Source organism: Singulisphaera acidiphila DSM 18658 (assembly GCF_000242455.2).
Lineage (GTDB): Bacteria > Planctomycetota > Planctomycetia > Isosphaerales > Isosphaeraceae > Singulisphaera > Singulisphaera acidiphila.
The window spans coordinates 8,234,692-8,252,694 of the sequence record NC_019892.1 but is presented as its reverse complement, the minus strand read 5'-3'; the positions used below and the strand labels follow the sequence as shown (position 1 = coordinate 8,252,694).

Below are 18,003 nucleotides of genomic sequence, written 5' to 3'. Positions count from 1 at the left end.
AGAGAGACGACCGTTGAACGTTTGGACGTTCCCACGGCCGGTTGGTCGCTGCTCGCTTTACCCGAGGCGTACTCGGTGGCCGACCGCACATAAACTTGTTGAGGGTGCGAAGGCGAAGGAACCACGCTCGCTCTTCGGGGCGGCGGATCGGCCGCGAGGCTTTGGTCGCGGGCGGATGCTAACCCAAGTGGAGGAAATCGACAACCTCGCCCGCCTGATAGTGCCGATCGCCTGCCGGGAAAACCGCGAACCCGTCGGCCTGGGCGACCGTTCTCAGGTCGGCCGAGCCGGCCCAATCGAGCGGTTCGATCCCGGCCTCCGCCCCCGCCGATTCCGGCGAGAACCGGGAGGGATAGTAAGTTGGTCGGTCGCTCGAGTGAGCAAACGATCGAGCCAGGCGCCGTCGGCTCACGATCGGCAGGCTCTCCGCCGGGGAAGCGAGGGCCCGAAGCGCGGGGCGAACGAAGAGGAGAAACCCGACGATACCGCTGACCGGGTTCCCCGGCAGTCCGAAGACGAGCGTCCCGGGGGCATCGCCGCGCGGCGGTCCGACGCCGAACCAGAGCGGCTTGCCGGGCTTGACCTGGACCTTATGGAACACACAGGTCACGCCGAGGCTCTGGAGGACCTCGGGGACCAGGTCGCGATTGCCGGCCGAGACCCCCCCCGTAATTGTCAGGACATCGAAGCTCAGGCCGCGCTCCAGCGCGGAGCGAAGGCCCGTCCGTTCGTCAGGCGCGATCGGAAACGAGCAGACTTCGGCCCCGGCCGAACCCGCCAGTGCCTGGAGCATCACCGCATTGGAATTCCGGATCTGACCGGGTCCCGGGACGACCTGAGGTTCGACCAGTTCATCGCCCGTCGGCACGACCGCGACGCGAGGACGGGGGAAGACGAGAACCTCCGACCGGCCGACTGAGGCGAGCAGCCCGAGCCGAGGCGCGTTGAGCCGTTCCCCTTTCCGGAGGACGATGTCGCCCGCCCGCATCTCTCGACCACGGAGCAAGCGGTTCTGACCGGGCCGGACAAGGCCGCCCTCGAAAATCACGTCGAGGCCGTCCCGTCGCGTCTTCTCCACCATGACGACGGCGTCCGCGTCGGGGGGCAGGGGAGCGCCCGTCATGATCGCCGCCGCCTCATGAGGGGCGAGAGCACGGGTCGGAGTCCGGCCGGCGACGATCTCCTCGCCGACCGTGAGCCGGCACTCACCGGCGTTCAGGTCGCTTGAGCGGACGGCATAACCGTCGACCAGGGCCTTGTCAAACGGAGGGAGATCCAGGTCGGCCGTCACGTCCTCGGCGAGGCAGTACCCGGACGCCTCGGCCAGCGAGCAAAGCCGAGGAGTGAGGAGAACCGCCCGTTCGCGCACTGCGCGGAGCGCTTCGGCGATAGTGAGCAGGTGATCGATGTCGGTCCCCATTTTGCGGATCACTCGGCGAAGGTCAGTCGAGGGAGGGCCAGGATCCCACTCATTATCATCTCATCGCCCGATGAAGTTCCTGAGCAGTTGGGTCCCGTCGTGGGTCAAGAAGCTCTCGGGATGGTACTGCACGCCCTCCATCGGGAACGTCTTATGACGGACCCCCATGATCTCCCCTTCCTCGGTCCAGGCGACGACCTCGAGCGAATCGGGGACGGTGTCCGGCTGGATGAGTAAGCTGTGGTATCGCGTTGCCTGGAACGGGTTCGGGAGGCCCGCGTAGACCCCTTTGCCGTCATGGTGGATCTGCGAGGTCTTGCCGTGCATGATTCGTTCGGCACGGACGACCTTGGCCCCAAGGGTGTGGCCGATGCATTGGTGTCCGAGGCAGACGCCGAGCAAGGGGATTGTCGCCGCAAATCGCTCGACCACGGCGTTGGAGATCCCGGCCTCGAGAGGCGTGCAAGGACCAGGGGAGATGATGATATGGGTCGGCCGCTTCGCCTCGATCTCATCGAGCGTGATCTGGTCGTTGCGGACGACGAGCAGGTCCAGACTGGGATCGATCTCTCCCAGACGCTGAACGAGGTTGTATGTGAACGAGTCGTAGTTGTCGATCAGGACAATCATGCCGGATCCAACGAAGCGGCGGCGGCCAATGACCGTTGAGGACGCCCTCCCGGTACGACCGTCATCCTAGGATCGTAACGGGTTTCCGGCGGATTCGGAAGGGAAAGACGCGAGGAAAGCCCGACCCGAGCCCCGGGGCGCGTGTAGAGTTTCTACGGCTGAGCCTAGGGCGAGGGCGGGGCGATCGGCTGCGCGCCGCGATGCTCGGGCATTTTGACCGTTGTGCGGGCTCTGAGCCCGACTCGGTCGGGCACGGAGGTGGAAGACATGTCCACGATCGTCACGGTGACACTGGCTCTGGCGATGAGTTCAACCGGCGGATTCTTTTCGGGAGGAGGGCGGATCTTGCCGCCCCAGCCAGGCAACGGAGCCGGCTTTCCCAATGGTAATCCGGACGGCTACGGTTATATCGACTACGGAACCTATCTGCCCCTGGGGGCGGACCGCACGGCCGACTGGTATTTCCAGCGTCAGTTCGCGGTGCCCCCCAACCAGATGTTCATGCCCACCTACTACAATGCTTACGTGACGCGCGGCCAGCGATACATCCCCTACTCGGGTTGCGGGGGCTGCCACCCGATGGGCGCTCCCCCGATCGCGACGGCCCATACCCCGGTTCATCCCTATCAAGACACGATCGGGGCGGGCCCGCGGGTTCCGGTGCCGGCCTTCACAGGGCGGGTGGAAGCTCCTCCGGTCAACTCCGGCGGTACCGGCCTGACGCCCTGAGCTCGATCGGAAACATCAGGAAGAGGGGCCCCACGATTGACACGGTTCTCGGAACAGAATATTTCCCGGGGCACGACGTGCCTCGAGTCCTTCGGGAAAACACGCGTTCTTTATCAGGTCGTCGTGTTGGGAAAACATCCGTAGCCCCTTCTTGCCAAACGACCTTCGAGTTCCTTACGATGGCGGCTCAACGGTTTCGGCCCGGATTTTTTTCGGGCCGAAACCGTCGCCTTTCCTGTGCGTGAGAAAAAAGGCGAAACTTCAGAAAAAATGTCCGACCTTTTGAACCGTTTTGGTTTGGCGAGCGTAGCGCCCAATACAGTTGGCCTCTCAACGAAGGGGCTCACTCCTCGTGGTCTTGCGGTTTTCGATTTATCAATTTGTTGTTTTTGACTTTACGACCGCGGACCGCATAGTCGCCTTCGGCCGACGATCGGTTTTGACTCGCCGGATTCGCTCTTTCTGATTCTTTTTCCTGTCTTTAATCACAAGGCGCCCGCGTGATGAGCCGTGATGTCATCATCGAGACACGGAATCTGACCAAGGTCTATCGCGACTTCTGGGGACGCCCCAAGGTTCAGGCGCTCAAGGCGCTCGACCTTCAAGTCCATCAGGGCGAGATCTTTGGACTGCTTGGGCCCAACGGATCGGGCAAGACGACGACGATGAAGTTGCTCCTGGGTCTGCTCTTCCCCACCGAAGGGGAAGCGTTGATCTTCAACGAGCCGACGACGAACGTAGCCAAGAACGAACGGATCGGCTATCTCCCCGAAGAGTCGTATCTCTACAAGTTCTTGAACGCCGAGGAGACGCTCCACTTCTACGGACGGCTCTTCAAGATCTCGGCCGCCGAGCGGACCAAGCGGGTCGGGCGATTGATTGACATGGTCGGCTTGAACTCCGCCAAGCATCGCCAGCTTCGCGAGTACTCGAAGGGCATGCAGCGCCGGATCGGGCTGGCTCAGGCCTTGATCAACAACCCCGAGCTGATCCTCCTCGACGAACCGACCTCGGGCCTGGACCCGATCGGCACGGCCGAAATCAAAGAGTTGATCCGCGACCTGCGGTCCCAGGGGAAGACGATCGTCCTCTCGGGCCACTTGCTGGCCGACATGCAGGATATCTGTGACCGGATCGCGATTCTCCATCGCGGCGAGCTCAAAGAGCTGGGCAAGGTGGCCGACCTGCTGACGGTTCAGGACGTGACGCAGATCAAGACGAAGGACCTGCCCGAGGCGGCCCTGCACGAGATCCGCGACGTCATCGCCCGCCATGGCGGCGAGCTCCTCGCGGTGGACCACCCGACGACGACGCTGGAAGAGCTGTTCCTGCGCATTGTCCGCGAAAGCGACCTGCACCCAGGCCGGCGCCGCGTGGCTGAGCCTCCCACCCGGAGCGGTTCTCCCTCGCCCGACGAACTTGCCGGATCACCGACCAAGCCCTGATCGCCGTCGGTTCCCCATTCCGGTTGGCGTCCGATTCTCTCGACCGGTATACAACGGCTGGACTCTTGCTCGACTTTTGGATCACGCTCGATCGAACCACTCGGGGATCGAGCCGGCCGAAACGGAAAATGGTCCCCATAACGGGGGAGCGCGATGTGATGACGTCGCGGTTCGGCCGGCGCACCCGATTCCATTCTTCGCAAGATACTTCATCCCCGGCTCGGCCTCGGATTTTGCCCCGGTGCCCCAGGAGCTTTTCCAACGATGTCCGTGCTCTTATCACTTCCTGTCCTCTGGTCGCAGGTGCTCCTCCCGGGGGTTCCGGAGAGGTGGCGGGCGGTCATGCTCTGGCTACTCCTCCTCGGCGAGCCCGGCTTTACTCAGCCCGGCCTGATCGGCGGACTGATCACCTGGATCAAGATCATCAGCCTGTTCTGTCTGCTCGGGTGGGTGGTTTCCTGGGTTTCGATCGCCCTCAAGGAGCGGACTGCCGCTCGCGGAAACTGGCTCGATATCGTCGCCTTGGTGGCGTTGCTCGGCTGTCTGGCCGCGATGGTCTTCCACGTGATGCAGTCAACCGGACGCATTACCCAGGTCTACAAGGTGGGCCCGATCCCCGCCGCAACGCTGTTGGCCCTCATTTGCGGCGTCTTGATCTTCCTCTGGGTTGAGGCGACTCTTTGGAGAACGATCAGCAAGCTGGGGCGTGCTGGTGACCTCGCGGTTCTCGCCGGGGTTCACGTCGCTCTGCTCGTCGGGCTCGGCGTGGGCCTGATCCTTCAGCAGGCGAGCCTGAAAATGCCCGCCATGGAGGGGCAGACCGCCGCGACCTGGCAGGAGGGGATCACCTACGGTGCACGACTGAGTGCCACGTATATGGGCTATGTGGTCCTGCTCCGGGTGATCGCGATTGTCTTCCGTGAAGTCATTGCGGTCCGCTTCCGACGAATCTATTCGATCGCCCTCCTCACGGTGACCGAGTCGAATCGAAGGATGTGGGCGCCCTATGTCGTGGTCACGGTCTTCCTCGTCGTGCTGGCGTTTACGCACTGGTTCCTGACTCCCCCACGGCCCGCCGAGATGGGGCGACTCTTCGTCGGCACGCTGTCGCTGCTCTGCTCGTTGCTCCTGACGGTGATGGTCACGCTTTTGACCCCGTTGAGCCTGCCGACCGATATCCAGCAGCAGACGATCTATACGGTCGTCTCCAAGCCGGTCCGCCGGATTGAGCTGATCTGGGGCCGGATGCTCGGGTTCATGACGATCGTCACGGTCCTCGTGCTCATCTTCGGTGGAATCAGCCTGCTCTATCTCAAGCGAACAGTCGGTGGCACGATCGCGGCGACAGAAGCTCGCGCAGTCAAAGAGGCGAAGCGGAAGAATTTCGCCCAGGCCAATCACCTGAAAGAAGAGGCGGCGCAGCTTCGCGTGCGGATGTCGGCGCGCGAGCCGGTCTTGGGCTCGCTCACGTTCCTCGACTCCAAGGGAACGCATCACCTTCAGGGAATCGACGTCGGGCAGGAGCAGACGAGGCGGAGTCACATCGAAGGGGCCACCCCCGCCAGCGCGATCTGGCAGTACGGCGTTCTTCGCGACCCCTATGACGCTCAGTTGGTCCTCGATCGCCGGATCCCGGTCGACCGCTTGCTTACGCCCGACTCGATCGAAGCCTGGCTCGATCGCGCCGAGCTTTTGAAGACGCAGATCGCCGGGGCTGAGCAATCGCAGGCGTCGGGTCAATTGACCCCCGCCGAGGCGCAACGTCAGACCGCGGCCTTGGCCCGCGATCGCGACGAACTCAAGAACGTCGAGAGTGCCTACGCCAAGATGAAGTCCGAGGCCGACGACTTCCAGAACCGGGCTCGGACGGCCGAGAAGGGGGGGCAAGCCACTGAGGCTGAGGCATTCCGGAAGCAGGCTGCCGCCTTGCACTCGCCGCCGGTTCCCATCGAGATGACTTTCAACGTCTACCGGACCACGAAGGGGCGCATTGGCGACCCGGTCCTGGCCGAAATGGTGGTCACCAATCCCCACTCGAGCCAGAAGCCGATCGTCAAGATTTTCCCGATCCGGGAGTACTACACCAACGTCGAATACCTGCCGGCGGAGATTCTGGCCGGTTCGCGCGGCGATCTTCGGGTCGAGATTCGGTGTCTGAGCCCGACTCAGTACCTGGGGATGGCCGAGAATGACCTGTTCATCCGGGCCACCGCCGGACAGTTCGGGCCCAACTACATGAAGGGGCTGTTCGGGATCTGGCTCCAGGCGATGGTTTTGACGGCGATCGGCGTGTTCGCCGGCACGTTCCTGAGCTGGCCGGTGGCGCTTCTGACGACGATCGCGTTCTTTGTGGCCGGTCAGGTCGCGTTCGCCTTCCTCGTCGACCTGAGCCGCCAGAGCCTGCTGGGCGGGGGACCGTTTGAGTCGCTCATCCGCCTGCTGACCCACGACAATCAAATGTCGGAGCTGGCACCGACCCTGGCGGTGGTGACGGCCAAGACATTCGACTCGATCGTGATGCCGGTCATGTCGCGCCTGGTTTACATCGTTCCGAACTTCTCCGCGCTCGACGTCAGCAACACCGTGGCCGACGGCTTCGAGGTCCGCTGGTCGCTGCTGGCGGCGAATCTGCTGCTGGCCCTGGCTTATGCCTTGCCCTTCTCCATCGCCGGATATTTCATCCTGAAGAACCGGGAGGTCGCCGCATGAGGTCCAACCTGAGTCGCAAGATCATTTACGGGCTGATCATCGTCGCCATCCTGGGCGCGATGATCCCGTACACCAACTGGCTCACCGGAGTGAAGAAGAATAAGGACCTCGGCGAAGCGGCGATCGGCCAGGTCGATACCGGTAGCTTCATGCTCAAGCTCGCCCTGCTCGGCGGAGCGCGCGGGATCGCGGCCAACGTCCTCTGGACCCGGGCCGAGGAACTGAAGCGCGAGCACGACTGGGATCGGATGAAGGCGACGATCGACCTGATCACGAAGCTCCAGCCCCACTTTTTGTCGGTCTGGACCTTCCAAGGGTGGAACCTCGCCTACAATGTGTCGGTCGAGTGGGATGCTCCCGAAGACAAGTACGACTGGATCAAGAAGGGCATTCAGTTCCTTGAGGACGGCGTCAAGAAGAATAGCCGCTCGCCCGACCTGATCTGGGACACGGCCTGGACCTATTACCACAAGCTCGGCTTTGCCGACGAGAGTATCATCCTTCGCCGCCTCTTCCGCGACGACGATGACGATGACTTCAAGAAGTACATCGACTACTCGGACCCGCAGCAGCCTTTGGTCTTCGGCAACGACAACTTCAAGCTCGGCTATGGCTGGTTCAGCCGGGCTGTGGCCTTGGTGGATGAAGGAGCATCGCGACTTCAAGAAGGCACCCGCGACGTCGAGCTCGTCGACCCGTCTCCCCAGCGCAAAGGGCGGCCGGGTGACCTCGCGTTCCGCTCGATGCCCGCCCACGCCCAGACGCGGTACGCCGCCGGCCTGGAGAAGGCGAGCATCCTGGACATCCCCGCCACCTTCGGCGAGGTGGCCAAGAACGAGTGGGCCAAGGCGCTCATCGAGTGGGAGAAGTTCGGCACCTATACGTTCATGACGCCGAATCAGACCAAGAACAAGGAAGGCAAGCTCATCGACGAGCCGGTCCAGATCGACGACATGTTCAAGCCCGAGAAGTATGCCGCGATCTCCGAGAACGCGCGCTACTGGACCAACCGCTGGGCCGACCAGATGAACTACCCTTACTGGAAGGACCGCTCGATGGCCGAAATGACCAACGAGGGAGTCCAGGCCCGCCAGCTCTTCTATGAAGGGACCATCGCCTACAAGCGAGGCGATCCCGAGCAGGCGGCCAAGAAATTCCGCGAAGGACTGGATATCTGGGAGCTACTCCTGAAAGAGCACCCGCAATACCAGAGCGACAAGTTCAACGAGAAGGACACGGGCTTGATCGTCAAGCGCTATGTCCGTTCACTCAAGCAACTTGGCGAACCCGAGCCCGAAGTTTACCCGTTCAAGGCCCTCCTCCAGGCAGCCGAACAGGATACGTCGGTCGATCCGTTCGACGCCAACGAGATGCTTGGCCCGGCCGCCAGCGGGTCGAAGGAGAGCCCAGCGGGTGGAGCGAATCCTGCTCCTGCCCCCTCGGCAACCCAGCCGCAGTAAAATCTTGGCTTTTCAACGGTTCCTATCCTTTTTGCAAAAACAAAGGGATGAGGACCGGCGGGGAGCGAGGCTCAATCGGTCGCGGGGAAGCCCGCGACCTTCTGATGAGTGAATGGCCGATGCCCTTATTGTGGGGCTCGGCCTTCCCTTTTTTTTGTTTTTTTTTCTTCCAGACTCCGGGCGATTCACCGGCGGGAGTCTTGGGTTTTCCCGGCCGGCCTCGAAGGCGATTCCCCAAGCCAGACCCGGGCCGATCGGCGAATTCCACTCAAAAGGGAAAGCAGCCCCAGCTTATGAACCTCGATGCCGGCCGCACGATTCGGGTAGGACATAGCCCCGACTCGGATGACGCGTTCATGTTTTACGCCCTGACTCAGGACAAACTCGACACCGAAGGACTGCACTTCGTCCATCAGCTCGAAGACATCGAGACCCTGAACCGACGCGCCCTCAACGGGGAGCTCGAAGTTTCGGCCGTGAGCATCCATGCGTTCGCGCATCTGGCCGACCGCTATGCGCTGCTGGCGTCAGGTTCGAGTATGGGAGATCGCTACGGCCCGACCGTGATCACCCGTGAGCCGGCGACCCTCGACGACCTCCGCACCAAGACGATCGCGATCCCGGGGCGGCTGACCACGGCCTACCTGACGCTGCAACTTTTGCTCGGCAAGGATGTCGCGGTGACGGTTATGCCGTTCGACCAGATCCTGCCTGCCGTGGCCGAAGGTCGGGTCGACGCCGGCCTGATCATCCATGAAGGACAGCTTTATTACGGCGATCGCGGACTCCACAAGGTCGTCGACCTGGGCCAGTGGTGGTTCGAGGAGACCGGCCTGCCCCTCCCCCTCGGGGGCAATGTCGTTCGCAAGGATCTGGGCGATGAGCTGGTCGCGACGATTGCCAGACTCTTGAGGGAGAGCATCGTTTACGCCTTGGAGCATCGTCCGGAAGCGCTCGAGTACGCCCTTCGCTACGCGCGCGATCTCGACCCGGCCCTGGCCGACCGGTTCGTCGGGATGTATGTCAATGACTGGACCGTCGACTATGGACCGAAGGGGCGCGAGGCGGTTCGCACCTTGCTCGCTCGCGCGGCGGATGCGGGGCTCATCCCAGGCGGGCTCGACGTCCAGTTCGTGGGCTGAGTTGCGGCCGGGCCCCTTCGAGCGGTTGAGGCAAGAGGGGCCGCTGCCGTCAGGTTGAAACCGGCTCCCCATAACGAGATGATAGAAAAGAAGGATGGTCGCGACGTCCCCCGCGCGACCTCCGTCGAGAACTTCGGACCAAGGTTGAATCCAAGATGCCCAACAGCTTCAACGCTCTGACCACGTTCAAGGTGGATGACCTGTCGTTTCGGATGTACAAGCTCGGCGCTCTGAAGGCGGCCGGTCTTGATGTGTCACACCTGCCTTTCTCTTTGAAGATCCTCCTGGAAAACCTTCTGCGCAACGAAGACGGCACCACGGTCACTGCGGATGATATCGAGTCATTGGCGAAGTGGGATCCCAAGGCGATTCCTTCGCGCGAGATCGCGTTCCGGCCGAGCCGCGTCCTGCTCCAAGACTTCACCGGCGTCCCCGCCGTCGTCGACCTCGCCGCGATGCGCGACGCCATGAAGCGGATGGGGGGCGATCCCAAGAAGATCAACCCGCTTCAACCCGTTGAACTCGTCATCGACCACTCGGTCCAGGTCGACGAGGCCGGAACCGCACGCGCGTTCCTGACCAACGCCGAGCTCGAATTCCAGCGGAACCGAGAGCGTTACGCGTTCCTCCGCTGGGGCCAAAACGGGTTCAAGAACTTCCGCGTGGTTCCCCCCGACACCGGCATCGTCCATCAGGTCAACGTCGAGTACCTCGCGCGCGTCGTCTTCAGCACCGACGACGTCGACACCCTCGAGACGACCGGGGCGGCGCTCACCTATCCCGACACCCTGGTCGGCACCGACTCGCACACCACCATGATCAACGGCCTGGGCGTGCTCGGCTGGGGCGTGGGAGGAATCGAGGCCGAGGCGGCGATGCTCGGCCAGCCGGTTTCCATGCTCGTGCCCCAGGTCATCGGCTTCAAGTTCACCGGGTCTCTGCCGGAAGGGGCGACCGCCACGGATCTCGTCCTGACCGTGACCGAGATGCTTCGTCGTAAAGGGGTCGTCGGCAAGTTCGTTGAATACTACGGCGAAGGACTGGCGAACCTTCCCTTGGCCGATCGGGCGACCATCGCCAACATGGCCCCCGAGTATGGGGCCACCTGCGGCATCTTCCCGGTCGACGCCGAGACGCTCCGCTATCTCGAACTCTCCGGCCGGCCCGCTCCGCTCATCCGGCTCGTCGAGACCTACTGCCGGGAACAAGGCCTCTTCCACGAGCCGGGCACTCCCGAGGCCGTCTACTCCGACACGCTCGAACTCGATCTCGCAACCGTCGAACCCAGCCTGGCCGGCCCCAAACGCCCTCAGGACCGCGTGCCGCTGAAGAATGCCAAGGCCGGTTGGCAGACCGCGTTGAACCAGATGCTCGAGAGCCGGCCCGCCTCGACCAAGGCCAAGGCCGCCACGTCTTCTCCGACAGCCGACCACAAGAGCGAGTCGCGGCTCGAGGGTGAAGGAGGCGGTGGCATGGCGGTCGGCGTCGAAGATCCGACGGCCCCGGCAGCCGCCTACAGCCCGCTTCGCGGCGGCTACATCACGAACGGCTCGGTCGTGATCGCGGCGATCACCAGTTGCACGAATACGTCGAATCCGTCGGTCATGGTCGCGGCCGGCCTGCTGGCCAAGAAGGCCGTCGAACGGCATCTTTCGACCAAGCCGTGGGTCAAGGCGAGCCTCGCTCCCGGCTCCAAGGTCGTGACCGACTATCTCCATGACGCGGGACTCGACGTCTATCTCGATAAACTTCGGTTTAACCTCGTCGGCTACGGCTGTACGACCTGCATCGGCAACTCGGGGCCGCTCTCGCTCGAGATCTCCAAGGCGATTCATGACGACGACCTCGTGACGGCGTCCGTCCTGTCGGGCAACCGCAACTTCGAGGGACGGATCAACTCGGAAGTTCGCGCCAACTATCTCGCCTCTCCCCCCTTGGTCGTGGCCTACGCCCTGGCCGGCACCATGGATATCGACCTGGTGACCGAGCCGATTGGCGATGACCAGGATGGTAAGCCGGTTTATTTGAAGGACATCTGGCCGACTCAACGCGAGGTCCAGGACACGATCCTCAAGTCCGTCCGCTCCGACATGTTCCGCAAGCAGTACGGCGAAGTCTTCCAGGGTGACGAGCAGTGGAACTCGCTCCCGATCCCCCAAGGGGATCTCTATGAGTGGGACGACAGCTCCACGTATGTCAAGAACCCCCCTTACTTCGTCGGCATGCCCGACCAGCCCGCGCCGATCACTGAGATCAAAGGTGCCAGGGCCTTGGCCGTGCTCGGCGATAGCATCACGACCGATCACATCTCGCCGGCCGGCTCGATCAAGGTGCAGAGCCCGGCAGGGAAGTACCTGATGGAGCACGGCGTGTCGGTCGCCGACTTCAACTCGTATGGCTCGAGACGCGGCAACCACGAGGTGATGGTTCGTGGGACGTTCGCCAACGTCCGTCTGAAGAACAAGCTCGCGCCCGGGACCGAGGGGGGCTTCACCCGCTACCTGCCCGACGGCGAAGTGACCTCGATCTTCGAAGCGTCGGAACGGTATCAGGCCAATGGCGTTCCCCTGGTCATCCTGGCGGGCAAGGAGTACGGCTCAGGCTCGTCGCGCGACTGGGCGGCCAAGGGGCCGAAGCTTCTCGGCGTGCGGGTGGTGATTGCCGAGAGCTACGAGCGGATCCATCGCTCGAACCTGGTCGGCATGGGCATTCTCCCGCTCCAGTTTGGCGCGGGGGACAACGTGGAAGGGCTCGGCCTGACGGGCGAAGAGGTCTTCTCGATTGTGGGCCTCGCCGAGGGCATTGCGAACGGCTTTGCCAACGGTCGCGACGTGACCGTCGTGGCGGAACGAGCCGATGGACAAACCCATCAATTCACCGCGACGGTCCGGATCGACACGCCTCAGGAGATCCGCTACTATGAACACGGCGGGATTCTCCCTTACGTGCTCCGGCAGTTGCTGTCGGGTCGTGAGGAAGCTCCGGCCGCGAGCTGAACCTTGATGTGGGGCGCTCCCTTTGACCGGGAGCGTCTCCGCTGGGTTGAGCCTTCGCCGACTTGGCCCGGCTGTAAAAGTCGGGTCTTGTCGGAGTGGGAAAGGCAAGCTTGGGAGATGGGCTCGACCTCACTTAACATGAAGGTCGATCATCCTTTGAGGCTGAATCCCTTCCGACCCCCCTCGAAAGTTTTCCGGCCCTGCCTGGAACAAAATACCGCCTTTTAGTTAAGATGATTCGGTCGAAGTCTTTCTAGCGATCCACCTCTCCGCAGACAGTTGAGAGGGCACGGATGTTCGCAGAGCTCGCCAGGTTGGTCAAGGAGGCGGCGCTTCGTGGTTGGCGAGCCGCGCCCCCAACCACGGGGTGGTCTCCAAACCCCTTCGATCCCGGCGTCGAGTCGATACCGCCTCGCGTTGCCTCGCCGATTTGCGATGTTCCACGGCAACAGCCCGGCCTCCGATCCAATCAGGAGTCGTACGACATGTCCCAGTTGCAGACCGAAACCAAGCCCGTGGTCAGCCGAAACCAGGCGCTTGGTTGGCTGCGGCAGATGATGACGATCCGCCGGTTCGAGGAACGGGCGGAGATGATGTACCAGCGGCAGAAGATCGGTGGCTTCTTCCATCAATACAGTGGCCAGGAGCCGGTGGCCGTTGGCTCGATCGGAGTCCTCCGCGAGGATGACTACGTCATCACCGCCTACCGCGATCACGGCCATGCCCTGGCGCGCGGGATGTCGGCCAATGCCGCGATGGCCGAGTTGCTCGGCAAGGCCACTGGCTGCTCAGGCGGTAAGGGCGGCTCGATGCACTTCTTCGACGCCGAGAAGGGCTTCATGGGCGGCCACGCGATCGTCGGCAGCCACGTCCCGCTGGCCGCCGGGTTCGCCTTCGCAGCCCAGTATCGGGGCAGCGACCAGGTGGCCCTTTGCTACTTTGGCGACGGTGCCATCAATCAAGGGGCATTCCACGAGGCGCTCAACATGGCGGCCATGTGGAAGCTCCCCGTCATCTACATCGTCGAGAACAACGGTTACGCGATGGGCACGTCGCTGGAGCGATCGTCGGCGGTGACCGACCTGACGATCCGAGGCGGGACCGCCTACGGGATCCCTGGGATCTCGATCAACGGTAACGACATCGAGCTGATGGCCAAGACCGCACGCGACGCCGTCGACCGCGCCCGGGCCGGCGAGGGGCCGACGTTTATCGACGCGCAGACATACCGTTATAAAGGCCACTCGATTAGCGACCCGGCCAAGTATCGGCTCAAGGAAGAACTCGACGAAGCGCACCGGAACGATCCGATCCTCGTCTACCAGAACGTGCTCAAGGAGCGCGGTTGGATCGACGACGAGACGATCGATCGGGTGACCGAGGAAATCAAGCACGAGATCGAGGCGAGCATCGAGTTCGCCGAGCAGAGTGAAGAGCCGACGGCCGACGCGCTGTATCAGGACGTGACCGTGGCCCCGTTCATCCCTCAGGAGTGACCATGTCCGTTCTTGCCTATCGCGAAGCCCTGAACCAGGCGATGACCGAGGAAATGGAGCGGGACGACCGCGTCTTCCTGATGGGAGAAGAGGTCGCCCAGTACGACGGTGCGTATAAGGTCAGCCAGGGCATGCTCAAGAAGTTCGGCGCCCGCCGGGTCGTCGACGCGCCGATCTCGGAGGGGGGCTTCGCCGGGATCGGAATCGGTGCGGCAATGGTGGGGCTTCGGCCCATCATTGAGTTCATGACGTTCAGCTTCAGCCTCGTGGCCATCGACCAGATCGTCAACAACGCCGCCAACATGCGCTACATGAGCGGCGGTCAGTTTGCCGTGCCGATCGTGTTCCGAGGAAGCTCGGGTATGGCTGGTTGTCTGGCGGCCACGCACTCGCACCGGCTCGAAGCCTGGTATGCCCAGGTCCCCGGCCTGACCGTGATCCTGCCCGCCACTCCCGCCGACGCCAAGGGGCTGCTCAAGAGCGCGATCCGGTCGGATGACCCGGTCGTCTTCATCGAGCATGAAAACCTCTACGGCGACAAGGGAGAGGTGCCCGACGGCGAGCACGTGATCCCGATCGGTAAGGCTGAGATCAAGCGTCCCGGTTCCGACGTGACCTTGATCACCTACTCCCGATCGCTCAAGACGACCCTCGCGGCTGCTGAGAAGCTGGCCGAGGACGGGATCGACGCCGAAGTGATCGACCTCCGGACGATCCGCCCGCTCGACATGGACACGCTGCTCGGCTCGGTCCTCAAGACCCACCGCGCCGTGATCGTCGAGGAAGATTGGCCCTACTGCGGCCTGGGTGCGGGAATTTCCGACCGGATCATGCAGGTCGCCTTCGACGAACTGGACGCCCCGATCCGCCGCGTCTTCACGAAAGACGCCCCCATCCCTTACAACCGAGCACTGGAAGCATCGATGCTGCCAACGGTTGCGCGGATCGTGGACCAGGTTAACGACGTGCTCTACAAGAAGTGATTTTGACGGGTTCTCGGCCGCCAATTGCGGCCGAGAACCCGATCGCTTCTTGAATCGCACCCCATAATACGAATATTGCGGCGGGCCTTGCTTCCACAGCAGGCCCGATCCGATCCGGGGCGAACCGATCGATCTCGCCCTCTTGATACTCGAAATGCGACGACGGCGACAGCCGGGGAGATCATCCTGTGCCCATCGAAGTGACGATGCCCAAGCTCAGCCCCACCATGGAGAGCGGGGTCCTCAGCCAGTGGCTGGTCAAGGTCGGCGACCAGGTCAAAGAAGGTGATCTTCTGGCCGACATCGAGACCGACAAGGCGACCATGCCGATGAAGGCGTTCGACGACGGTGTCGTCGCACACCTCGACTACGCCGTCGGCGATGAGATCCAGCTTGGCGATCGCGTCCTGGTCCTCGCCCGCAAGGGAGAAGACGCGAAGCAGGTCGCGGCGGGGCTGAGCAGCAAGAAGGCGGCAGGCGCGTCCAAGCCCAAGTCCGCAGCCAACGGCTCGGATCAGCCCGAGGCGCAGCATGGCGCAGGGAGCAATGGCCAGGACGCTCACGAAGCGGCCGAGGTCGTGGCTGTGGCGGCTCAAGGGGGCGCAAGCCAGGGCGGCCGGATCAAGTCGAGCCCGCTGGCGCGGAAGATCGCGGCGGCCTCGCAGGTCGACCTCGGGAGCGTTCCCGGGAGCGGACCGGGCGGCCGTGTGATCCGAGATGACGTCGAGCTCTTCCTCAAGACGCGTGGCTCCGCCGCTGCACCCGCGGCGCGGCCTGCCGCACCGACCCGAACCCTGGCCGCCGAGCGGATCCCGCACACGAGGATGCGCAAGACGATCGCCCAGCGGATGGTTGAGGCCAAGAAGGTCGCTCCCGAAATTCACGTGACCGTGGATATCCGGGCCGACGCCCTCGTGGCTGTCCGTGAGCAACTGAACAAGCAGCTCGCTCCCGAGAAGATCAAGCTCTCCCTGGGCGACTTCGTCACCAAGGGGGTTGCCCTTGCCCTCCGCCGCCATCCTGGCGTCAACGCCTCGTACGAGCCCGATGCAATCGTCCGGCATGGCGAGGTCAACGTCGGGATTGCGGTGGCGCTGGATGGGGGCCTGATCGTCCCTGTTCTTCGCAATGCCGACACGCTCGGCCTTCGCGAAGTCCGGCTCGGCAGCGACGCCCTGGTGCAGGCTGCTCGGAGCAACAAGCTTTCACCCGAGCAGATGAGCGGCGGGACGTTCACGATCAGCAACCTTGGGATGTACGGCGTCCGCCAGTTCGACGCCATTTTGAACCTCCCCGAAGTTGCGATTCTCGCCGTTGGGGCCGCTGAGAAGAGGCCCGTTGTTCAAGGGGATTCGCTGGTCGTGGGCACGGTGATGACCGTGACCCTCACCGCCGACCACCGCGCTGTCGATGGTGCCCTGGCCGCCGAATTTCTCCGGACTCTGAAGGGTTTCCTCGAAGAACCAGCGTCGATGCTCCTTTAAGACCCAGATCGATCTCTGTCGGGCGCGCGAGCCACGTTGTCTCCCTTCGGGGAGTACGGCGTGGCTCACACGCATGATCGGGAGCCGCTCGTTTTCCCTCGAAGGTTTTCATGGCATACGACTACGACATTGTGGTGATCGGTGGTGGTCCGGCGGGCTATGCGGCCGCCATTCGCGCCGCGCAGCTCAAAAAGCGGGTCCTCTGCGTGGAACGCGACAAGCTGGGGGGGATCTGCCTGAACTGGGGCTGTATCCCGACCAAGGCGCTGCTGACCAACGCTCACCTCGTCGATCTCATCAAGAACCACGGCAAGACGTTCGGTTACAGCGGGGAAGCCTCATGGGACTTCTCGCAGATGATCGCACGTAGTCGCGGCGTTGCCAGCAAGCTGAACAAGGGTATTGAAGGCCTGTTCCGCAAATATAAGGTGGCATCCAAGCTGGGCACCGCCAAGGTGATCGCACCCAACACGGTGCAGGTCGGCGACGAGAAGATCACGGCCGAGTCCATTGTGGTTTCGACCGGCGTTCGCCCGCGCCCGTTGCCGGGGGCCGAGTTCGACGGCAAGACGATCCTCTCCTACAAAGAGGCGATGAGCCTGCCCAAGCAGCCCAAGTCGATGCTGATCATTGGCGCTGGCCCGATCGGCCTCGAGTTCGGCTACTTCTACAACGCGATCGGCACCAAGGTGACGGTTGTCGAACTGTTGGATCGGATCCTGCCGGGCGAGGACGAGGAGGTCTCCCAGGGCCTTCGCGAGAGCCTGACCAAACGCGGCCTGACGATCCACACCAGCTCGAAGACCGGCAAGGTCGAGAAGACGGCCAACGGCGTCAAGGTCGAGGTCGAGACCCCCAAGGGCAAGGAAGTCATCGAGGCCGAGACCATGCTCGTCTCGATCGGTGTACTCGGCAACGTCGAGAATCTCTTTGCCGACAGCCTGAAGGTCGAGCTCTTCAAGAACCACATCAAGGTCGACCCCAAGAACGGCTACCAGACCAACGTCAAAGGCATCTACGCCGTTGGCGACATCATCGGCCCCCCCTGGTTGGCCCACGTCGCGCACCATGAGGCGATCTGCTGCATCGAGCGGCTCTGCGGCCACGCCGACCATACGGTCGACTACACGAACATCCCGGGCTGCACCTACACCGACCCCGGGGTTGCGAGTGTCGGCCTGACCGAGAAGGCCGCGCGTGAAGCGGGGCACGAAGTTCGGGTCGGCCGGTTCCCGTTCTTCGCCAGCGGCCGCGCTGTGGCGTCCGACGAGACCGAAGGGTTTGTCAAACTCGTCTTCGACGCCAAGTACGGCGAACTGCTCGGGGCGCACCTGCTCGGCTCACAGGCGACCGAGTTGATCGCCGAGCTTGTCATGGCGAAGAAGCTCGAGGCGACCCAGGAAGAGATCATCCAGGCCATGCACCCCCACCCGACCTACTCCGAAGCCGTGATGGAAGCGGCCGCCCAGGGGCTGGGCGAATCGGTCCATATCTAGGAATTGCTATCTC

At 63.1% G+C, this 18,003-nt stretch carries 12 protein-coding genes; 10 read left to right on the top strand and 2 right to left on the bottom strand.

The annotated features are described in order from the left end of the window. Window positions 1–178: 178 nt before the first annotated feature. Together SINAC_RS32120 and SINAC_RS32115 are read right to left on the bottom strand one after the other, a co-directional pair. Window positions 179–1,420 (bottom strand): molybdopterin molybdotransferase MoeA, encoded by a 1,242-nt coding sequence (locus SINAC_RS32120; protein ID WP_015249716.1) that lies wholly within the window; start codon window positions 1,418–1,420, stop codon window positions 179–181. A gap of 60 nt (window positions 1,421–1,480) precedes the next feature. After that, the gene (locus SINAC_RS32115) at window positions 1,481–2,050 is read right to left on the bottom strand and encodes an anthranilate synthase component II (protein WP_015249715.1); all 570 of its coding nucleotides are present in this window, start codon (window positions 2,048–2,050) and stop codon (window positions 1,481–1,483) included. 267 nt (window positions 2,051–2,317) lie between these two features. Here SINAC_RS32115 and SINAC_RS32110 point away from each other — a divergent pair, with 267 nt between their 5' ends. The 10 genes from SINAC_RS32110 to lpdA all read left to right on the top strand — a co-directional run bounded on the left by SINAC_RS32110 (window position 2,318) and on the right by lpdA (window position 17,990). After that, entirely contained in the window at window positions 2,318–2,779 is a 462-nt protein-coding gene (locus SINAC_RS32110; protein ID WP_015249714.1) for a hypothetical protein, read from the top strand. A gap of 503 nt (window positions 2,780–3,282) precedes the next feature. Then, complete coding sequence (locus SINAC_RS32105) at window positions 3,283–4,224, top strand: ABC transporter ATP-binding protein (protein WP_015249713.1); 942 nt, start codon at window positions 3,283–3,285, stop codon at window positions 4,222–4,224. A gap of 264 nt (window positions 4,225–4,488) precedes the next feature. Continuing rightward, entirely contained in the window at window positions 4,489–6,933 is a 2,445-nt protein-coding gene (locus SINAC_RS32100; RefSeq protein WP_015249712.1) for a hypothetical protein, read from the top strand. Next, window positions 6,930–8,393, top strand: coding sequence for a hypothetical protein (locus tag SINAC_RS32095; RefSeq protein WP_015249711.1), 1,464 nt, complete (start codon window positions 6,930–6,932; stop codon window positions 8,391–8,393). The genes SINAC_RS32100 and SINAC_RS32095 overlap by 4 nt, the downstream gene beginning before the upstream one ends. Before the next feature lie 293 nt (window positions 8,394–8,686). Beyond that, complete coding sequence (locus SINAC_RS32090; RefSeq protein WP_020466411.1) at window positions 8,687–9,535, top strand: menaquinone biosynthesis family protein; 849 nt, start codon at window positions 8,687–8,689, stop codon at window positions 9,533–9,535. 155 nt (window positions 9,536–9,690) lie between these two features. Continuing rightward, complete coding sequence (gene acnA / locus SINAC_RS32085) at window positions 9,691–12,531, top strand: aconitate hydratase AcnA (protein ID WP_015249709.1); 2,841 nt, start codon at window positions 9,691–9,693, stop codon at window positions 12,529–12,531. A gap of 485 nt (window positions 12,532–13,016) precedes the next feature. Then, window positions 13,017–14,027 (top strand): pyruvate dehydrogenase (acetyl-transferring) E1 component subunit alpha, encoded by a 1,011-nt coding sequence (gene pdhA / locus SINAC_RS32080; RefSeq protein ID WP_015249708.1) that lies wholly within the window; start codon window positions 13,017–13,019, stop codon window positions 14,025–14,027. A gap of 2 nt (window positions 14,028–14,029) precedes the next feature. After that, a complete protein-coding gene (locus tag SINAC_RS32075) occupies window positions 14,030–15,010 on the top strand; it encodes a pyruvate dehydrogenase complex E1 component subunit beta (RefSeq protein ID WP_015249707.1) in 981 nt (326 codons plus the stop codon). A 188-nt stretch (window positions 15,011–15,198) separates the two neighbouring features. Continuing rightward, window positions 15,199–16,494 carry a dihydrolipoamide acetyltransferase family protein gene (locus SINAC_RS32070; RefSeq protein ID WP_015249706.1) on the top strand — a complete coding sequence of 432 codons (1,296 nt, stop codon included), beginning with the start codon at window positions 15,199–15,201 and terminating at the stop codon, window positions 16,492–16,494. A gap of 110 nt (window positions 16,495–16,604) precedes the next feature. Next, the gene (lpdA, locus tag SINAC_RS32065; protein WP_015249705.1) at window positions 16,605–17,990 is read left to right on the top strand and encodes a dihydrolipoyl dehydrogenase; all 1,386 of its coding nucleotides are present in this window, start codon (window positions 16,605–16,607) and stop codon (window positions 17,988–17,990) included. Window positions 17,991–18,003 lie beyond the last annotated feature (13 nt).